Consider the following 17,252-nt stretch of genomic DNA (forward strand, 5'->3'; position numbering starts at 1 on the left):
ATGGATCTTGTCGAGCTTTCCCGCCTGCAATTCGGCCTGACGGCTATGTACCACTTCCTGTTCGTGCCGCTGACGCTCGGCCTTTCGGTCCTGCTGGCAATCATGGAGGCGGTCTGGGTCATGACTGGCCGCCCGATCTGGCGCGACATGGTCAAGTTCTGGGGGGTGCTGTTCGGCATCAATTTCGCCATGGGCGTTGCGACCGGCATCACCATGGAATTCCAGTTCGGCACGAACTGGGCCTATTACGCCCACTATGTGGGCGACATCTTCGGCGCCCCGCTCGCGATCGAAGGGCTGATGGCGTTCTTCCTGGAGGCGACCTTCGTCGGGCTGTTCTTCTTCGGCTGGGACCGGCTCGGCCGGGTGCAGCATCTCATCGTCACCTGCCTCCTGGCGCTCGGCACCAATCTCTCCGCCCTCTGGATCCTGATCGCCAACGGCTGGATGCAGCATCCGGTCGGCGCGCGCTTCAATCTCGATACGATGCGCATGGAGGTGACCGACTTCGCCGCGGTGATCTTCAACCCGGTGGCACAGTCGAAGTTCGTCCATACGGTCAGCGCCGGTTATGTCACCGGCGCCGTGTTCGTGCTGGCGATCAGCGCCTGGTATCTGCTGAACGGCCGGCACCGGGCGCTGGCGCTGCGCTCGATGACCGTGGCGGCGAGCTTCGGCCTGGCCTCGGCCCTCTCGGTTGTCGTGCTCGGCGACGAAAGCGGCTACACCGCTGGCGAGAACCAGAAGATGAAGATCGCCGCGATCGAGGCGATGTGGCAGACCGAGCCGGCGCCGGCGAGCTTCACGCTCTTCGGCATGCCCGACCAGGCGGCGCGCCGGACCCGCTACGAGATCCGCATTCCCTGGGTCCTGGGGCTGATCGCGACGCGCTCGGCGGATGGGATCGTCACCGGCATCGACGATCTGGTCGCCCGCGCGGAGGATCGCATCCGCAGCGGCATGATCGGCTACGGCGCGCTTGAGGCGCTCCACAAGACGCCGGACGCCCCGGCACAGCGCCAGTTGTTCGAGGCGCATGTCGATGACCTTGGCTACGCGCTCTTGCTCAAGCGCTACACCGCGCAGCCGGCCCAGGCGACCGACCGGGAAATCAAGGCTGCGGCACTCGACACGGTACCGGCGGTGCTGCCGCTGTTCTGGAGCTTCCGGGTCATGGTGCTGTTGGGCTTCTTCTTTATCGCGCTCTTCGCCAGCGCCTTTGCCTTGGCGGCGACGGACAGGCTCGACCGCTATCGCCCGTTCCTCAGGATCTGCCTTTTGGCGCTGCCTGCGCCATGGATCGCGGCGGAGCTCGGCTGGTACGTGGCGGAGGCCGGCCGGCAACCCTGGACGATCGACGGCGTGCTGCCGACCTTCCTGTCGGTCTCGAGCGTATCGGCCACCAACGTCTGGCTGTCGCTCGGCGGCTTCGTCCTGCTCTACACGGCGCTCGCCGTCGTCGACCTGATGCTCATGGTCCGGGCCGTCCGGCTCGGTCCGTCGGCAGAAGAGGAGCGGACCCCGGCCTTGCATCCCCTCCCCGAGCCCACCGCTGCGGAGTAACCACGATATGCTCGATTATGAAACTTTGCGCCTGCTGTGGTGGGGGATCCTTGGCGTGCTGCTGATCGGCATCGCCGTGATGGACGGGTTCGACATGGGAACGGCGATCCTCCTGCCCTTCGTCGGCCGCAGCGATATCGAACGGCGCGTCGTCATCAACACGGTGGGCCCGGTCTGGGAAGGCAACCAAGTCTGGCTGATCCTGGGCGGCGGCGCGATCTTCGCCGCCTGGCCACCGCTCTACGCCGTCGCCTTCTCCGGTTTTTATCTCGCGATGCTGCTGCTGCTCGCCTCGCTGATCCTGCGGCCGGTCGGATTCAAGTTCCGCAGCAAGATCCAGGATCCGCGCTGGCGCGCCTTCTGGGACTGGTCGCTGTTCGCGGGCGGTCTCGTGCCGGCGCTGGTCTTCGGCGTCGCCTTCGGCAACGTGCTCGAGGGTGTGCCGTTCCGGTTCGACGACAGCCTGCGCATGACCTACGAAGGCACGCTCTGGCAGCTGTTCAATCCCTTCGCGCTCTTGGCCGGCCTCATCAGCGTCACGATGATCACGATGCATGGTGCGGCCTGGCTCGGCTGCAAGACCGAGGGAGAGGTCCAGGCACGCGCGCAGGGGGTCGGGATCGTCGCCGCCCTGGCACTCATCCTGCTGTTCGCGCTCGGCGGCGTCTGGGCGTCCGGTCTCGACGGCTTGCGCATCGTGGCGGGCGCGGGACCCGATGGCCCGTCGAACCCGCTGCGCAAGACGGTGGAGCACGTGCCGGGCATCCTGATGCGGAACTATGCCGTGGAGCCGGGGACCCTGCTGGCACCCGGCCTCACGATCGCGGCCGCCTTCGGCGCCGCCATCCTGACCCTCGTCGGGCGCGCGCCCCGTCTTGCGTTCGTCGCGAGCGGACTTGCCGTTGCCGGCGTGATCGCGACGGCGGGCCTGAGCCTCTTTCCGTTCCTGCTGCCGTCATCGATCGATCCGGCGTCGAGCCTCACGGTCTGGGACGCGTCGTCCAGCCGCGCGACGCTCGGCATCATGATGGTGGCGACGCTGCTGCTGCTACCGATCGTGCTCGGCTACACCGCCTGGGTCTATCGGGTGCTGCGCGGTCCGGTGACGCCCCAGGCGATCCAGCGCGATCCCCACTCATACTATTAAGGACACCGCCATGTGGTACTTCTCCTGGATCCTGGGCCTCGGCTTTGCCTGCGCCTTCGCCGTGCTGAACGCCATGTGGCTCGAGCTCAGGCCGGCCGCGGAAGTGCGACGCGTGGAGGGACGGGGCGCGGACGACGAGCCGTGATGCGCGCCCTGTCGCTGCTGCTGGCGGTGGCGGCGACGGCCCTGCTCATCGCGGCGCCATTCGTCGTGGCGCGGCAGATGAGCCCGGCCACTCACGCGATACTGCCGGTCCTGCTGCTCGGCATCTCCGTCGCGTTCGTCCACGGCCTCGGCTACGTGCCGCGGCTGTTCTTCTTCCGGGCGCTCGCCACCCCGCTCATCGCCTGGTCGCTGATCCTGGGGTCGGCCGCCATGCTGATGATGCGATAGGCGCCGATCAACCCAAGCGAGGATGGCATGCACGCCCGCGACATCATGACGACAGAGGTGATTTCCGTGCCGCCGAGCGAGCGGATCGGGGACATTGCGAAGCTGCTGCTCACGAAGGGCATCAGCGCCGTTCCCGTCGTGGACGGCGACGGCCGGCCGCTCGGCATCGTCAGCGAAGGCGATCTTCTCGGACGCGGCGATGCCGACCGGGAAGCGCGCAGGGACTGGTGGCTGGCGCTGCTCGCCGAGGGAGAGGCGCTGCATCCGGAGTTTCTGGCGAGCATGCGCACCAACGGCCGGACCGCGCACGACGTGATGTCGGCACCGATCGTCGCGGTCGGCGAAGAGACGAGCACCGCCGAAATCGCGCGCCTTTTGACGGCGCACCGCGTGAAGCGCGTCCCCGTCGTCCGGGACGGCCGTATCGTCGGCATCGTCAGCCGCGCCGATCTGCTGCGGATCCTGACGTCCGAGCAGGAAAACAGCAGGCCCGCGCGGAATCATCATGGGCTTCTGGCCGGCGTGCTCGCCAACATCGACGACCAGTTTCTCCACCGTCCGCACCCGGGATCGCACGAGCTGCCGCCCGCGCCCGAGCAGCCCGACGCGCCGGGCCTGCGGGTCGCAGACTTCCAAGACCTGGTGTCGGGCTTCAAGCATCACGAGCGGGAGGAGCGCGCGGCGCTTCAGCAGGTCGAGTTGGACCAGCGGCGCCGGCGGGTCCGCGCGCTTATCGATCAGCATGTCTCCGACGAGGCCTGGCGCACCCTCCTGCACAAGGCCCGCGAGGCGGCCGAACAGGGTCAGGAGCAGCTGATGCTGCTGCGTTTCCCGAGCGAACTGTGCAGCGACGGCGGTCGTGCCATCAATGTCGCGGAGCATGACTGGCCCTCGACGCTCAGGGGCGAGGCGGCGGAGCTCTATCTCAGATGGGACCGCGAGCTGCGGCCGCAGGGTTTCCATCTGACCGCGAGCGTTCTCGAATTTCCGGACGGCAAGCCCGGCGACATCGGCATGTTCCTCGTCTGGAAGGAATAAGTCGGCAGCCGCACCGGGCACGATCCCAGTCCAGCCTCAACGATGAGAGAATTTGGTCATGACCAAGACCTCGAAAGCACCGCATGGGCTCGCCGGGATAGGCGTTCCGCTGTTCTGGCCCCTCGTCGCAACCGCCGAAATGGCGGAGCAAGGCCTCGAGCTCTATGCCAAGAACCTGAAGTTCCTGGCGGAAGAAGCCAAGATCAACCACGAGCTCAGCCCGAAGCTCGCGACGCCTAATCAGGTCCTGCTCGATTTGCGGACGATGGCATTCCGGGACTATTCGCGGCCAGGCGCGGACGGCGTGCCGACGATCGTCGATGCACCCTATGCCGGGCATTCGGCCATGATTGCGGATTATCATCGGGGCCAGAGCCTGATCGAGACGCTGCTGGCCAATGGCATTGAACGGCCCTTCCTGACCGACTGGAAGTCGGCGACCCTGGACATGAAGGATCTCGAGATCGATCAGTATCTGGCCGAGATCAACGTCTGCGTCGACGAACTCGGCGGCCGCGTCAATCTGATCGGCCTGTGCCAGGGCGGCTGGATGTCGGCCATGTACGCCGCCCGCTTTCCCCAGAAAGTGGCGAGCCTTGTCCTGGCGGGATCGCCCATCGACACGAGCGCCGGCGACGGTGCCATCAAGCGGATGGTCCACGCGCTGCCCACCAGCTTCTACGAGGAGCTGGTCGCAGCCGGCGGCGGCCTCATGCGCGGGAAATGCATGCTCGCGGGCTGGAAGAACATGCATCCCGAAGAGCACTACTTCAAACACCACATCGACCTGTACGAGCACATCGACGATCCCGCCTACCTCCGCAAGGAGGAGACGTTCGAGAGCTGGTATGAACACCCGCTCGACCTGCCGGGCCGCTGGTACCTGCAGGCGATCGTCCAGCTGTTCAAGGAGAACCGGCTCGCCAAGGGCGAGTTTGTCGGCCTCGGACGCCGGCTCAGCCTCAAGGCCATCACCTGCCCGGTCTATCTGCTGGCCGGCGAGTCGGATGACATCACGACCAAGGAACAGGTCTTCGATGCGCAGAATTACTTAGGCACCGAGCCCGAGCGGATCGCGAAGAAGCTGGTGCCCGGCGGCCATATCGGTTTGTTCATGGGCTCCCGGACCCTGAAGGAGACCTGGCCCGAGATCGCTCGGTGGGTCAGTCGAAACCGATGATCCGGGTCGCGACACCCGCCGCCTCACGCGTCGCCGTCGCTCAGGCGTTCGAGCTGGTCCCGGTCCATGATGCGCACCGAATGGCTGTCCGGCAGGTCGATGAGGCCGTCACGCCTGAATTTCGAGAGCACGCGGCTCACCGTCTCGACGGTCAGGCCCAGGTAGTCGGCGATGTCGGCGCGCGACATCGGCAGGCTCATGACCTGGCGGCTCGCAGGCAGCCGCTTGGCGCTCGTGACGAGGAACGTCGCGAGCCGTTCTTCGGCGGTCTTGCGGCCGAGCACCGCCATCCGATGGTGCGCCGAAACGAGCCGATCGCACGCGATTGTCAGCAGCTGACGCGAGAATTTCGGATCGGCCAGCAGCGCATCAATCGTCGGGCGCGGGTAGTGGCAGATCACGCTGTCGGTGACCGCTTCCGCGGTGAAGGCATGCTCGGCCGAGAGCTCGATCAGGATCAGGTCGCCGGGGCCGAAGAAGTCGGAGATCTGCCGGCGGCCGTCAGGCATCATCTTGCACAGCCGGACGGCGCCGCTGATGACGCGGTAATAGCCATCGACCGGATCGCCTACCCAGAACAGCGTCTGGTCGCGCTTGACCAGCTGATTGCGGCCCGGCGCCGCAGCGCCGGAGAGGGCAACGAAGATGGACTGCTGGGTCTGAGCGCAGGCGGACGGGGCGAAACCATTGGCGAGCATGTCTTTCTCCGACGAGCGGTGAGCTGCTGACGGCCGAAGTGAAGCGCGAGATGGGGAACCGCAGCTATACGGATTGGTCCGTAAGGGGAACTACCTATGCCGGCTCGGGTGCCGGCTCAGGTACCGGCTAGGGCGAAGGACGGCGCGACGACAGATCCTGGATGGCGGAAACCAGCCGCTCGATATCGAGCGGCTTTTCCATGAAGTCGTCGGCGCCCGCGGCCAGAACCGCGCTCCGGGTCGCCTTGTCGCCGTGCCCGGTGATGACCAGGATGGGCAAAGCGCTTCGCATGCGACGGCGCAGCCAGTCGATCACGACCATGCCGCCTGCGCGCGGCAGGTGGAGGTCGAGCACGAGGCATCCTTCACGGCGACCGTCGTAGCGCTGGATGAATTCGTCGATCGAAGCGAAACCCTCGACGGCGATCGCGTAGGACTCGAGCACGGCGTGCAGGGATTCGCGCACGCCCTCGTCGTCGTCCACCACGTAAACCATCGCACTGTTGCTGCTCACGACCGCCCCGGACGGATCTGGCGCCACGCGGCTGTGTCCGGTGGCCGTCCTGGAGATTAGGCGTCGGCACCGACCCGTCGCTATACGGAGATATCCCTACGCCCCAATCCCCCTACGCTCCTATGCCGGCCGCGAGTGACAGGCGCACCAGTTCCGACAGGCTGCGCGCCTGCATCTTCTCCATGACCCGCGCTCGATGGATCTCGACCGTCCGCGGGCTGATGCCCAGGTCATAGGCGATGGTCTTGTTCGGCAGGCCGGCGACGAGCCCCTGCAGCACCTCGCGCTCGCGGGCCGTCAGCTGCTCGAGCCGTCCGGCGATCTCTCCCCGGTCGGCATGCCTGCTGCGACGATCGGCAGCAAATTGGAGCGCCTTCGCAACCGCCTGGACAATAATGTCCTCGGTGAAGGGCTTCTCGACGAAATCGACCGCGCCCGCCTTCATCGCGCGGACCGCGAGCGGCACGTCGCCGTGGCCGGTGATCACGATCACCGCGAGGTTGGGCCGGCTTTCGGCGGTGCGTTCCTGCAGCTCCAGCCCATCCATATCGGGCATGCGGACGTCGGTCAGGAGGCAGCCTTCGGCACCAGGATCCGAAGCATCGAGAAACGCCCGACCCGAGGCGAAGGTCGCGGTCGCATAGCCGTGGGAGATGAGCAGCGCTTCCAGCGACTCGCGAACCGCCTCGTCATCGTCGACGATATAGACCTTCGCGGCGCTCATTCCGCATCGCCCCCTTCCCCCTCGCCGGCCGCGGTCCGCAGGGTGAAGCTGAAGACGACGCCGCCACCCGGATTGGGCGTCGCCACAAGCCGGCCGCCGTGATTGTCGATGATCGAGCGGCTGATCGACAAGCCGATGCCCATGCCCTTTTCCTTGGTGGTGACGAACGGCTGGAACAGCTGGGCGGCCACTTCCGGCGCCAGACCCGGCCCGCTGTCCGCGACGCGGACCTCGACCGTGTCCTCGTCCACGAGGGCGGTCGAGATGACCAGGACCCGGCGGTCGACCGAGGCCAGCGCCTCGAGCGCATTGCGCACCAGGTTGATGATGACCTGCTGGATCTGCACCTTGTCGATCAGCACGCCCGGCAGGTCACCCGCCAGCTCCAGCGTTGCCCGCACGCCGTGCTCCTGCGCGCCGACCAGCGCCAGGGCGGAGGCTTCCTCGACGACCTTGTTGATGTTCTCGACGCGGTGTTCGCTCTCGCCCTTGCCGATGAAGTCGCGCAGCCGGCGTATGATCTGCCCGGCCCGGTTGGCCTGGCCGATCGCCTTTTCCATGAATTCGAGCGCCTTGGGATTGGCTGAACCGTCCGGCTGATTGAGCAGCCGGAAGGCCGCCTGGGTCCAGTTGATGACGGCGGTCAGCGGCTGGTTCAGCTCGTGGGCCAGAGCCGCCGCCATTTCGCCCATGGCCGAGAGCCGGGAGACATGGAGCAGTTCCGCCTGCAGCGACTGCAGCCGCTTCTCCGCCAGCTGATGCTCGGTCAGGTCGCGCACGAAGCCGGTGAACAGCCGGCGGCCGGCAATCGACATCTCGCCGACCGCGAGCTCCATGGGAAAGGTCGAGCCGTCGCGCCGCTTGCCGACGACGATGCGGCCGATGCCGATGATGCGTTTCTCGCCGGTCTCCCGATAACGCTTCAGGTAGCCGTCGTGCTGTTCATAGTAGGGCGACGGCATCAGCAGGCTGACGTTCCGGCCGCGCACATCCTCCGCCGACCAGCCGAACAGGCGCTCGGCCGCCGCGCCGAAGAAGTCGATCCGGCCCATCTCGTCGATGATCACGATCGCGTCGGGCACGAGCGCCAGGATCGAGCGCAGCCGCTCGGCCGTCTCGCGCAGTTCGTGCTCGACCGCATGCTGCTCCGTCGTGTCGTGGATGATGCCGAGAAACAGGCGTTCGCCACCCTCCGGCGGAACGATCTCGCCGACCGACAGGTACATCGGGAAGACCGAGCCGTCGGCCCGGCGGCCCTGCACATGGCGGCCGATGCCGATGATGCGCTTCTCGCCGGTCTCCCGATAACGCTTCAGGTAGCCATCGTGCTGCTCATGATAGGGCGACGGCATCAGCATATGGACGTTGCGGCCCAGCACTTCCGCCGCGGTATAGCCGAACAGCCGCTCGCAGGCCCGGTTGAAGGACCGGATGAGCCCCGTCTCGTCGATCGTGACGATGCCGTCGACCGCCGTGTCGATGATCGCCTTCCACCAGGCGACGCTCTCTTGCGGGGCCAAGCTGGTCAACTCCCTGACAGGAAACGTCGATCAGTTAGCCATAACGCCCCATGATGTCAAAGCGGCGCATGATCCCCGATGCGGGGCTGGAGACCTCAGGCGGGAATCTGCTCCCCGTCCGGGCGGTTCGCGGCGGCGCGTCGGACCGGCGCCGTCAGCCGGCGGCGCGTCTCGAGATGCGCCGTCCCGGCGAGCATGGGCCAACTCCGTTCGGTTCCTTCGGCCAGATTCATCCGGATCTCGACGCAGTCGATTTCGCGCGCTCTCAGTTCGAGCGCCCGGATCAGCGTCAGCGCCACTTCGCTCGCATCGAGCAGGTCGACGACCAGGACCGGGTCGGCATCGAGTATGGGACCCGCCATGTCGATCTCCCGGCGGAAGATCGCGAGGCCGCGGATGTGGCCCCAGCGGTCCCGCACCGTCAGGATGCCGCGTCGGCCTGAACGCCGCAGGAAGCGCCGCGCAAACTGCTCCCAATGACGGCGATCGACGCCCGGCAGCAGCAGCTGGACGAGCGGAAACGCTTGCCCGACTTCGCGGGGTTGCAGCGGTGATGCGATGAACTGGCTCATGACCGAAGCATGAGCGGCGGTTCGTTTCGGTTCGTTGATTCAGATCAAATGCGGCCCGCGGCGACCGCCCTATGCTCGCGCCGATTCAAACGATCAGGTGCCGAGCCATGGCGGCAATCTCCCTCCCCGACACTATCGGCGCGATGACCGCGGCGGAGCGGCTCGTGAGCCCCTGCGGCCGATGCGACGCCCGTCGCCTCAGCGTCTGCCAGGGCGTCGACGACCGCTGCCTCGACCAGCTGGCGGCCGCAATCACGACCATCCGCCTGCAGGCCCACGCGACCCTGGCGTCGGAAGGGGATGAGGCCAGCCACTTTTTCAACATCACGTCCGGCGCGGTGAAGCTGTTCAAGCTGCTGCCCGACGGACGCCAGCAGATCGTGGGTTTCCTGTTCCCCGGCGATTTCGTCGGCCTCGCCGTGCGCGACACTTACGCTTATACCGTCGAGACGATCGCGCCGGCCACGGCCTGCCGGTTCGACCGGCGGCAGTTCGAGCGGCTGCTCGAACGGTTCCCCAATATGGCGTTCCGCCTGCGCGAGCGCGCGTCGGACGAATTGGCGATCGCCCAGGAGCAGATGCTCTCGCTCGGCCGCAAGTCCGCCAAGGAACGGGTGGCGAGCTTCCTGCTCCAGCTGTCGCGGCGTGCCGTACGGCTCGGCCTGCCCGGCAACCCGGTCACCCTGCCGATGACCCGCGCCGACATCGCCGACTATCTGGGTCTGACGATCGAGACTGTCAGCCGGACGATCACGCGGCTCAAGACCTCGCGCATCATCACGCTCGGCCCCGATCATACCGTGACGCTCCACCGCGAGCGGCTGGAAGAGATCGGCGAAGGCTGGGGCGGAGATATCTGACTCCGCCCGCGCCGCCAGCGGCTAATGGGCGAGCAGGATCGGCAGTGCCGCATGCTTCAGGACATGGCGGGTGACGCCACCCAGCACGACTTCGCGCCAGCGGTTGTGGGTGTAGGCGCCCATCACCAGCAGGCCGGCCCCACGCTTCGCCGCCTCGTCGAGGAGAAGCGCGCCTATACCGCCATCATGGCCCGCAAGCTCGACCCATCGCGCGGCGACGCCATGCCGGGCCAGATAGTCGATGACCGGTGCCAAAGGCCGAGACACATCCCGCTCGATGGCCGTCAACACGATCACCTCGCCGCGGCTGCTGGCAAGGAACGGCAGGGCGCCGGCGAGCGCACGGGCAGCCTCCGGCTTGCCGTTCCAGGCGATGACGATCGGCGCGCCCTGGCTCACGGTCGTGGCTCCGGTCGCGGGGATCGCCAGCGCCGGGCGTCCCGTATCGAACAGGGCCGCCTCGAGCGCCATGTCCCTGCCGATCATGCCAGGGCCGATCATGCCTGGGCCGATCATGCCTGGGCCGACCTCGCCCGGGCCGGGCAGTGCCGTGACGATCAGGTCGGTGACCGGACCGTGCTTCGCCAGGAGATGCGTCGTGCGGCCGGTCTCAACAACGAGCCGAGCCGTCAACCCGGCCGTCTGCTCGACGGCATCACGCAGCCCGCCGCGGTGCTTCCAATCCTCGAAATGCGCGCGCGCCAGCTCTCGCTGCTCGCCGATCTGCACCTCGAGCGCCTCCCAGAGGTCCTGGCTCAGATAGACGCCGGCGCCATCACCGACATAAGCGGCCGGCAGCCCGCTAGGGTCCGTGTCGGCATAGAGTGCCGTGATGCGGGCCTCACAAGGCCGGCCGACGGCCAGTGCCGCCTCCAGCACCCGGTAGTCGTTCACCGTGCCGTCGATGACGGCGAGGATCGTGCGATAGGACATGGCTTGGCTCCGGTATCGAGGATGCCGAGCCTCGCTCGTCGCCCATGCCGCTGCCTTGATTTGGGTCAATGCCGGCCCACGCCGGGCCGTGCTCTTCTGAGCCTGCCCGAGAACGCGAGCGATGGAACGCGAGGGATGGAGGACGACCATGGCCAAGACTGAACCCGCAGCGAACGGCATCCTGCCGGCCGCGATCGATCCGATTCAATTGCTCGATGCCGGCCATCGGTCGGCGAACCTGATCAATGCCGGCACGGGGCTTATGGCGAAAACCATGGGCGACATCGTCGCCCGGCAGGCCGACTTCATCCGGGTCGAGGGCGACGAGATCGCCAAATGCGCAGTGGCACTCGCTCGCGGCAGCGAGCCGGTGCAGACGCTCTACAACCTGGCCGCGGCCCTGCAGAGCGGCGCGGAAGACGCGCTCACGGACTTCCGCCAGATCCAGGACCTGATGCGCGGCTGCGCCTGGGGCCTGTTCGGTCTCTATATCGAATCCATTGGTGTCGCGGCCGGCCTGGGCCGGTTGCCCGAGAGCCAGGCCGCCTGAACGAGCAAAACGCCAACAGGAGAAACGTCGATGAGCCTCAAGGATCTGCTGCTCGTGCTCGATGCCGGGCCCGCGAACGACGACCGCCTGGCGCTCGCGATCGGGCTCGCCAAGCGGTTCGACGCCCATTTGGTCGGGTTGCATCCCTCGTCGACCGCCGAGGGCAGTCTTTCGTCGATCGGCTTCGATTCCGCGCTGTTCGACGCGGCCATGCGCGAGACGCTCGCGCGGCTCGAAGCCCGCTCGGCCAAGGTGCGCGCCGCGTTCGAGGCCGCGACCCAGCGCGAGGCCGTCTCGGCCGAATGGCGCGTGGCGCGCGGCTATCCGGGGCCGGAGACCGTGCTCAATGCCCGCTACGCCGACCTGGTGATCCTCGGCCAGCGCCGGCCGGACGATAGTCCGCTCGACACCCCCGACCCGGCCGACGTGGTGCTCGATGCCGGCTGCCCGGCGCTGATCGTGCCCTATGCCGGCCGGTTCGAGCGGATCGAGCGGCACGCGCTCATCGCCTGGAACGCCAGCAGCCAGGCGGCGCGCGCCGTGCGCGACGCGCTGCCGCTCTTGAAGGCCTGCCGGGCGGTCACCGTGCTCGCGGTCAATCCGAAGCAGGGCGTGGATGCGCACGGCCAGGAGCCGGGCGCCGACATCGCGCGGCATCTGGCGCGCCACGGCATCCCGGTCGAGACCGACCGCAGCTTCACGGCGGCAACCGATCCGGCCGACGAGATCCTGTCGCGCGCCGCGGACTACGGCAGCGATCTCATCGTCATGGGCGGCTACGGCCATTCCCGCGTGCGCGAAATGGTGCTGGGCGGCGTCACCCGATCGATCCTGCAGCAGATGACCGTGCCCGTCCTGATGTCGCACTGAGGGTGTCGCACTGAGGGTGTCGCACTGACCTGGACCGTCACGAGAGGAGATCGACATGCAGGCGCCCTCACCAGAAGGACAGAGGCACCAGAAGTACGAGGCGCTGATCTACCGGTGCCATGCCCTGGCACCGGTCGCGACCGCGGTCGTCTATCCGACGGACGAGAGCGCGCTCCGCGCGGCGCTCGACGCTGCCGAGCTCAAGATCATCCAGCCGGTGCTCGTCGGGCCTCAGGCCGCGATCCGCGATCTCGCGGCTTCACTCGACCTGGACCTCGGATCCTGCCGCGTGATCGACCAGCCGGATGCGCGCGCGGCCGCGGAGGCGGCGGTGGCGCTTGCACGAACCGGCGAGGTGCGCGCGCTCATGAAGGGCAGCCTCCACACCGACGCGCTCATGGCACCGGTGGTCGATTCCGCGACCGGCATCCGGACCGGGCGGCGGATGAGCCACGTCTTCATCATGGACGTGCCGACCTATCCGAAGCCGCTGTTCCTGACCGATGCCGCGATCAACATCTTTCCGACGCTCGAGGACAAGGCCGACATCCTCCGCAACGCGATCGACCTTGCCCATGCGCTCGACATTCCGCGGCCGAAGATCGCGGTGCTGTCGGCCGTCGAGACGGTCAATCCCAAGATCCCGTCGACGATCGACGCAGCCGCGCTGTGCAAGATGGCCGAGCGCGGGCAGATCGAAGGCGCCGTGATCGACGGGCCGCTGGCGCTCGACAACGCGATCAATCGCGAGGCGGCGACGATCAAGCACATCCAGTCGCCGGTCGCCGGCGACGCCGACATCCTGCTGGTCCCGGACCTCGAGGCGGGCAACATGCTGGCGAAGGAATTGACCTTCCTCGCCGATGCGGACGCGGCCGGCCTCGTGCTGGGCGCGCGCGTCCCGATCATGCTCACGAGCCGGGCGGACAATGTCCGAACCCGCATGGCGAGCTGCGCCGTGGCCGCGCTCTACGCCCACGCGCTCCGGTCGGCCCATCAATATGCGTGAACCGATCCTGGTGCTGAACGCGGGCTCCTCCAGCCTGAAGTTCGCGGTCTTCGAGACGGCGCCCGACCGATCGCTGAACCTCGGCGTCCATGGCGCGGTCAGCGAGATCGATAGCCGGCCGCGGCTCCGGGTTATGGACGCCGACGACGCCGTGATCGCCGACCGTCCAGTCGGTGCGCTCGGCCACGAGGGTGCGGTCGCGGCGATCCACGAATGGTTTGCGGGCCACGTCGGGCGCGAGGCGGATTTCTCGGGCATCGGCCATCGCGTCGTTCATGGCGGGACCGCCTATGCGGCGCCGGTCCGCATCGACGAGACCGTGCTGTGTGCAATCGAGGCGCTGATCCCGCTCGCGCCGCTGCACCAGCCCCACCACGTCGCGGCGATCCGCGCGGTGACGGCGGTGGCGCCGCTCGTGCCACAGGTCGCCTGCTTCGACACGGCCTTCCACCAAGGGCAGCCGGCGGTGGCCCAGAGTTTCGCGCTGCCCCGGGCGCTCACGGCCAAGGGCATCCGGCGCTTCGGGTTCCACGGCCTGTCCTACGAATATATCAGCCAGGCCCTGCCTGAGGTCGCGCCGGCCGCGGCGCGTGGCCGGGTCGTGGTGGCACATCTCGGCAACGGCGCCAGCATGTGCGCGATCGAGAACGGCCTGAGCCGAGCCAGCACCATGGGCTTCACCGCGGTCGACGGCCTGCCGATGGGCACCCGGACCGGCGCGCTCGACCCGGGCGTCCTGCTCTACCTGATGCAGCAGGAGGGCATGAGTGCGGCAGCGGTCCAGACGCTGATCTACGAGCAGTCCGGCCTCTTGGGCGTCTCCGGCCTGTCGAGCGACATGCGCACGCTCTTGGCGAGCGACCTGCCGGCGGCGCGCGAGGCGATCGATCTGTTCGTCTACCGGATCGGCCGCGAACTGGGCTCGCTCGCGGCGGCGCTCGGCGGGCTCGACGCGTTGGTGTTCACCGGCGGCATCGGCGAGAACGCGGCCCCCATCCGCGCGCGCGTCTGCCGCGACGCGCGCTGGCTCGGCGTCCGGCTGGACGAGGCGACGAACGCGCGGAACGGGCCGTGCATCAGCGAACCCGGATCGGCGGTGCCGGTGTGGGTCGTGCCAACGAACGAGAACCTGATGATCGCCCGGCATACGCAGCGGGTCGTCGAGCGCCTCCGAAGCGGACATCCCCGAGAGGCACGCTGATTTGGCGGAGATGGGTGGCTTGCTCTCCGCCTGTCGCTCACCAACGTGCAGCGGTCATGTGAACGATCTGCGCGCCGGCCTCGTAGAATGCCTCCTTCGCCCACGCAAACCGCGGCTGCGACACGTCCGATACCGGCAGAGGCAGCTCGCGCTCGGACAACTTGCCAAGGATGTAGTTCGCCGCGGTCTTGCCGAAGACGGTGCCCGGCGCGATGCCGCGACCGTTATAGCCGCTGAAGCTGATCACGTTCTGGGCCAGCCGATGGAAGCGCGGCAGGTTGTCGGCAGTCATCCCAATCAGGCCATACCACTCGGCCTCGAAGCTGATGTCGCCGACTTGCGGAAACAGCTTGCGCAGCGCGCGCCTCGCCCAAGACCGGTGGATCGACGCACCGGCGCCGCGGAGAGCGCCGACGCTGCCGAACACCAGGCGCCCGGCCTTGTCGAGCCGGAACGAGGTCAAGACTTCATTGGTATCCCATCCGCCCTGCCGTTCCGGGAGGATGGATGCGCGAACATTGGAGCCGAGCGGGGTGGTCGCGAAGTTGAAATAGGGCAGATGGACCTGCTCGGTTTTGACTTCGGACCATGGTCCGTTGGCATAGGCGTCGGTCGCGACCAGGACCCAATCGGCTGTGACGGAGCCGAGCTTCGTTGACAGCGTCCAGCGCCCGCCGCTCTGCCGGGCATCGATGACCGGGCTTCCGGTGAATATCCTGGCACCCGCGCCGACCGCGGCTTTGGCAAGGCCGCGCACATAGGCAAGCGGCTGGATCGTGCCGGCCCGATGGTCGAGCAGGGAGGCGGCATAGGCCGAGGATCCGACCTTCCGCCGCGTGTCGTCGGCATTCAGCAGTTCCACGCGCGCGCCGCGCCGCGACCATTGCTCGGCGCGCTGCTCGAGCTCCCGCAGCCCTTTCTGGCCGACCGCACAATGGAGCGTGCCCGCCCTGACGAGCTCGCAGTCGATCTGATGTTTTTCTACGAGATCGAAGACGGTGCTGGGGGCGTTGCCCAGCAGGCTCAGCAACCGCTCGCCATATTCGTCGCCGAGCGTGCCGGCGAGATAGTCCGGCATGACCCACATGCCGGCATTCACCAGCCCGACATTCCGGCCGGCGCCGCCGTAGCCGACGTCGACGGCCTCCAGCACGGCGACGGTGGCGCCGCCCTCAGCCAGGTGCAGCGCCGCGGAGATCCCGGTATAGCCGCCACCGATGATCGCGACGTCGACCTGCTGCGGCTCAGCCAGCGGGCCGAGGTCGGGCGCTGGCGGTGCGGTCAGCTCCCAGAGGCCGTGAGACCTGTCGTTTCCCAACATTCGTGGTCCATCCCCATCGGCATCATTCGGCAAATGGCCGGTTGCTCTGGTGCGATTGTCATTCCATAACGTCAAGACGTCCAGAGGGCAGCCACCGCGGCTTGCGATGTTGGATCGGTATTCCGCTTTCAGCTATCAACGTTCGCTCAACAGGTAATTCTGCGACGGAATGAGATGCAGACCCCGCGCCGCTTTTTGCCGTCGCTTTCGCTCTTGAGCGCGTTCGAGGCCGCGTCGCGCACCGGCAGCATCACGGCGGCGGCGAGAGAGCTCGCCCTGACGCAGAGCGCAGTCAGCCGTCAGATCAAGGCGCTCGAGGACCAGCTCGAAGTCGAGCTCTTCCATCGGGAGCGCCAGACGATCCGCCTGACGGCGGCCGGCGACATCTATGCGCGCGAGATCCGGGATGCCCTGCGCAAGATCAGCACCGCTTCCCTCAATCTGCGCGCAAACCCGTTCGGCGGAACCCTCAATCTCGCCATTCTGCCGACGTTCGGGACGCGATGGCTGGCGCCCCGGCTGCCCAAATTCCTGGCCCGCAATCCCGGGATCACGATCAATCTCGTGACGCGCCTCACCCAGTTCGATTTTCGCCTCGAGGCGGTCGATGCCGCGATCCATTTCGGGCCGGCGGAATGGCCGGGCGGCGCCCTTGCCCTGCTACGCTCCGAGACGGTTGTTCCGGCTTGCAGCCCGGACCTCAGGGACCGCTTCAGATTTGAAACGGCGGCCGATATCCGGATGGCGCCGCTCCTCCACCTCACCAGCCGGCCCGACGCCTGGGAGCGCTGGCTCGCCGCGCACGATGTCCCCGCCCACGCCGTCCACGGCATGCTGTTCGACCAGTTCGCGACAGCCGCCCAAGCGGCCATCGCCGGCCTGGGCGTGGCGCTGCTTCCGGAATTTCTGGTGGAGGAGGAATTGCGCTCGGGCCAGCTCGTCCGCGCGCTCGATCTGCCGATGACGAGCGCGGAGGCCTACTACTTGGCCTGGCCGCACGACCGCGCCAACCATCCGCCGCTCATTGCTTTTCGCGAATGGCTCCTGGCGGAGACGCAGGCGGACCGTTGATTGATGGTCGGCCACAGATCATTCTCCTTAGGAATGACTTCTTGAGAAACGATTGCTTGGCCTCTAGCTAAGCCGCCCACTACCTTCC

General features: G+C 67.4%; 19 protein-coding genes. 12 read left to right on the forward strand and 7 right to left on the reverse strand.

Annotated features, from left to right (window positions below; all coding sequences use genetic code 11):
• From IEY58_RS28835 to IEY58_RS28860, 6 genes are read left to right on the forward strand one after another with little or no spacing between them, the layout of a single operon-like run.
• Complete coding sequence (locus IEY58_RS28835; RefSeq protein WP_189051631.1) at nt 1-1,563, forward strand: cytochrome ubiquinol oxidase subunit I; 1,563 nt, start codon at nt 1-3, stop codon at nt 1,561-1,563.
• A gap of 7 nt (nt 1,564-1,570) precedes the next feature.
• Entirely contained in the window at nt 1,571-2,710 is a 1,140-nt protein-coding gene (gene cydB / locus IEY58_RS28840) for a cytochrome d ubiquinol oxidase subunit II (protein WP_189051632.1), read from the forward strand.
• Between the two features lie 10 nt (nt 2,711-2,720).
• Entirely contained in the window at nt 2,721-2,855 is a 135-nt protein-coding gene (gene cydX, locus IEY58_RS28845) for a cytochrome bd-I oxidase subunit CydX (protein ID WP_189051633.1), read from the forward strand.
• Entirely contained in the window at nt 2,855-3,103 is a 249-nt protein-coding gene (locus tag IEY58_RS28850; protein ID WP_189051634.1) for a cyd operon YbgE family protein, read from the forward strand. Before cydX ends, IEY58_RS28850 begins: the two co-directional genes overlap by 1 nt.
• Nucleotides 3,104-3,130: 27 nt before the next feature.
• Nucleotides 3,131-4,141 (forward strand): CBS domain-containing protein, encoded by a 1,011-nt coding sequence (locus IEY58_RS28855; protein WP_189051635.1) that lies wholly within the window; start codon nt 3,131-3,133, stop codon nt 4,139-4,141.
• 58 nt (nt 4,142-4,199) lie between these two features.
• Entirely contained in the window at nt 4,200-5,321 is a 1,122-nt protein-coding gene (locus IEY58_RS28860) for an alpha/beta fold hydrolase (protein WP_189051636.1), read from the forward strand.
• 23 nt (nt 5,322-5,344) lie between these two features.
• Here the strand turns inward: IEY58_RS28860 and IEY58_RS28865 are convergent, their stop codons facing one another.
• The 5 genes from IEY58_RS28865 to IEY58_RS28885 all read right to left on the reverse strand — a co-directional run bounded on the left by IEY58_RS28865 (nt 5,345) and on the right by IEY58_RS28885 (nt 9,349).
• Nucleotides 5,345-6,019, reverse strand: a complete 675-nt coding sequence (locus tag IEY58_RS28865; protein ID WP_189051637.1) for a helix-turn-helix domain-containing protein — start codon at nt 6,017-6,019, stop codon at nt 5,345-5,347.
• A gap of 127 nt (nt 6,020-6,146) precedes the next feature.
• The gene (locus IEY58_RS28870; RefSeq protein WP_189051638.1) at nt 6,147-6,503 is read right to left on the reverse strand and encodes a response regulator transcription factor; all 357 of its coding nucleotides are present in this window, start codon (nt 6,501-6,503) and stop codon (nt 6,147-6,149) included.
• Nucleotides 6,504-6,645: 142 nt separating this feature from the next.
• Complete coding sequence (gene fixJ / locus IEY58_RS28875) at nt 6,646-7,257, reverse strand: response regulator FixJ (protein ID WP_189051639.1); 612 nt, start codon at nt 7,255-7,257, stop codon at nt 6,646-6,648.
• The gene (locus tag IEY58_RS28880; RefSeq protein ID WP_229744028.1) at nt 7,254-8,777 is read right to left on the reverse strand and encodes a PAS domain-containing sensor histidine kinase; all 1,524 of its coding nucleotides are present in this window, start codon (nt 8,775-8,777) and stop codon (nt 7,254-7,256) included. The genes fixJ and IEY58_RS28880 overlap by 4 nt, the downstream gene beginning before the upstream one ends.
• A 95-nt stretch (nt 8,778-8,872) precedes the next feature.
• Nucleotides 8,873-9,349 carry a hypothetical protein gene (locus tag IEY58_RS28885; protein WP_189051641.1) on the reverse strand — a complete coding sequence of 159 codons (477 nt, stop codon included), beginning with the start codon at nt 9,347-9,349 and terminating at the stop codon, nt 8,873-8,875.
• A gap of 107 nt (nt 9,350-9,456) precedes the next feature.
• Here IEY58_RS28885 and IEY58_RS28890 point away from each other — a divergent pair, with 107 nt between their 5' ends.
• Nucleotides 9,457-10,209: a Crp/Fnr family transcriptional regulator gene (locus IEY58_RS28890; RefSeq protein ID WP_229744029.1), complete on the forward strand. Its 753-nt coding sequence runs from the start codon at nt 9,457-9,459 to the stop codon at nt 10,207-10,209.
• A gap of 21 nt (nt 10,210-10,230) precedes the next feature.
• Here IEY58_RS28890 and IEY58_RS28895 read toward each other — a convergent pair whose 3' ends face one another.
• On the reverse strand, nt 10,231-11,142 hold the full coding sequence (locus IEY58_RS28895) for a universal stress protein (RefSeq protein ID WP_189051642.1): 912 nt from the start codon (nt 11,140-11,142) through the stop codon (nt 10,231-10,233).
• 148 nt (nt 11,143-11,290) lie between these two features.
• Here IEY58_RS28895 and IEY58_RS28900 point away from each other — a divergent pair, with 148 nt between their 5' ends.
• The 4 genes from IEY58_RS28900 to IEY58_RS28915 are packed head-to-tail and all read left to right on the forward strand — an operon-like array spanning nt 11,291 to nt 14,772.
• Nucleotides 11,291-11,692, forward strand: a complete 402-nt coding sequence (locus IEY58_RS28900) for a hypothetical protein (protein WP_189051643.1) — start codon at nt 11,291-11,293, stop codon at nt 11,690-11,692.
• A 30-nt stretch (nt 11,693-11,722) separates the two neighbouring features.
• A complete protein-coding gene (locus IEY58_RS28905; RefSeq protein WP_189051644.1) occupies nt 11,723-12,562 on the forward strand; it encodes a universal stress protein in 840 nt (279 codons plus the stop codon).
• Between the two features lie 55 nt (nt 12,563-12,617).
• Entirely contained in the window at nt 12,618-13,571 is a 954-nt protein-coding gene (locus IEY58_RS28910) for a phosphate acetyltransferase (RefSeq protein WP_189051645.1), read from the forward strand.
• Complete coding sequence (locus tag IEY58_RS28915; RefSeq protein WP_189051646.1) at nt 13,564-14,772, forward strand: acetate/propionate family kinase; 1,209 nt, start codon at nt 13,564-13,566, stop codon at nt 14,770-14,772. Before IEY58_RS28910 ends, IEY58_RS28915 begins: the two co-directional genes overlap by 8 nt.
• Before the next feature lie 37 nt (nt 14,773-14,809).
• Here the strand turns inward: IEY58_RS28915 and IEY58_RS28920 are convergent, their stop codons facing one another.
• On the reverse strand, nt 14,810-16,093 hold the full coding sequence (locus tag IEY58_RS28920) for an NAD(P)/FAD-dependent oxidoreductase (RefSeq protein WP_189051647.1): 1,284 nt from the start codon (nt 16,091-16,093) through the stop codon (nt 14,810-14,812).
• Between the two features lie 174 nt (nt 16,094-16,267).
• Between IEY58_RS28920 and IEY58_RS28925 the strand changes: the two genes are divergently transcribed.
• Nucleotides 16,268-17,164: a LysR family transcriptional regulator gene (locus IEY58_RS28925; RefSeq protein ID WP_189051648.1), complete on the forward strand. Its 897-nt coding sequence runs from the start codon at nt 16,268-16,270 to the stop codon at nt 17,162-17,164.
• Nucleotides 17,165-17,252: the final 88 nt, after the last annotated feature.

The organism is Aliidongia dinghuensis, assembly GCF_014643535.1.
In the GTDB taxonomy this organism is placed as follows: Bacteria; Pseudomonadota; Alphaproteobacteria; order ATCC43930; family CGMCC-115725; genus Aliidongia; species Aliidongia dinghuensis.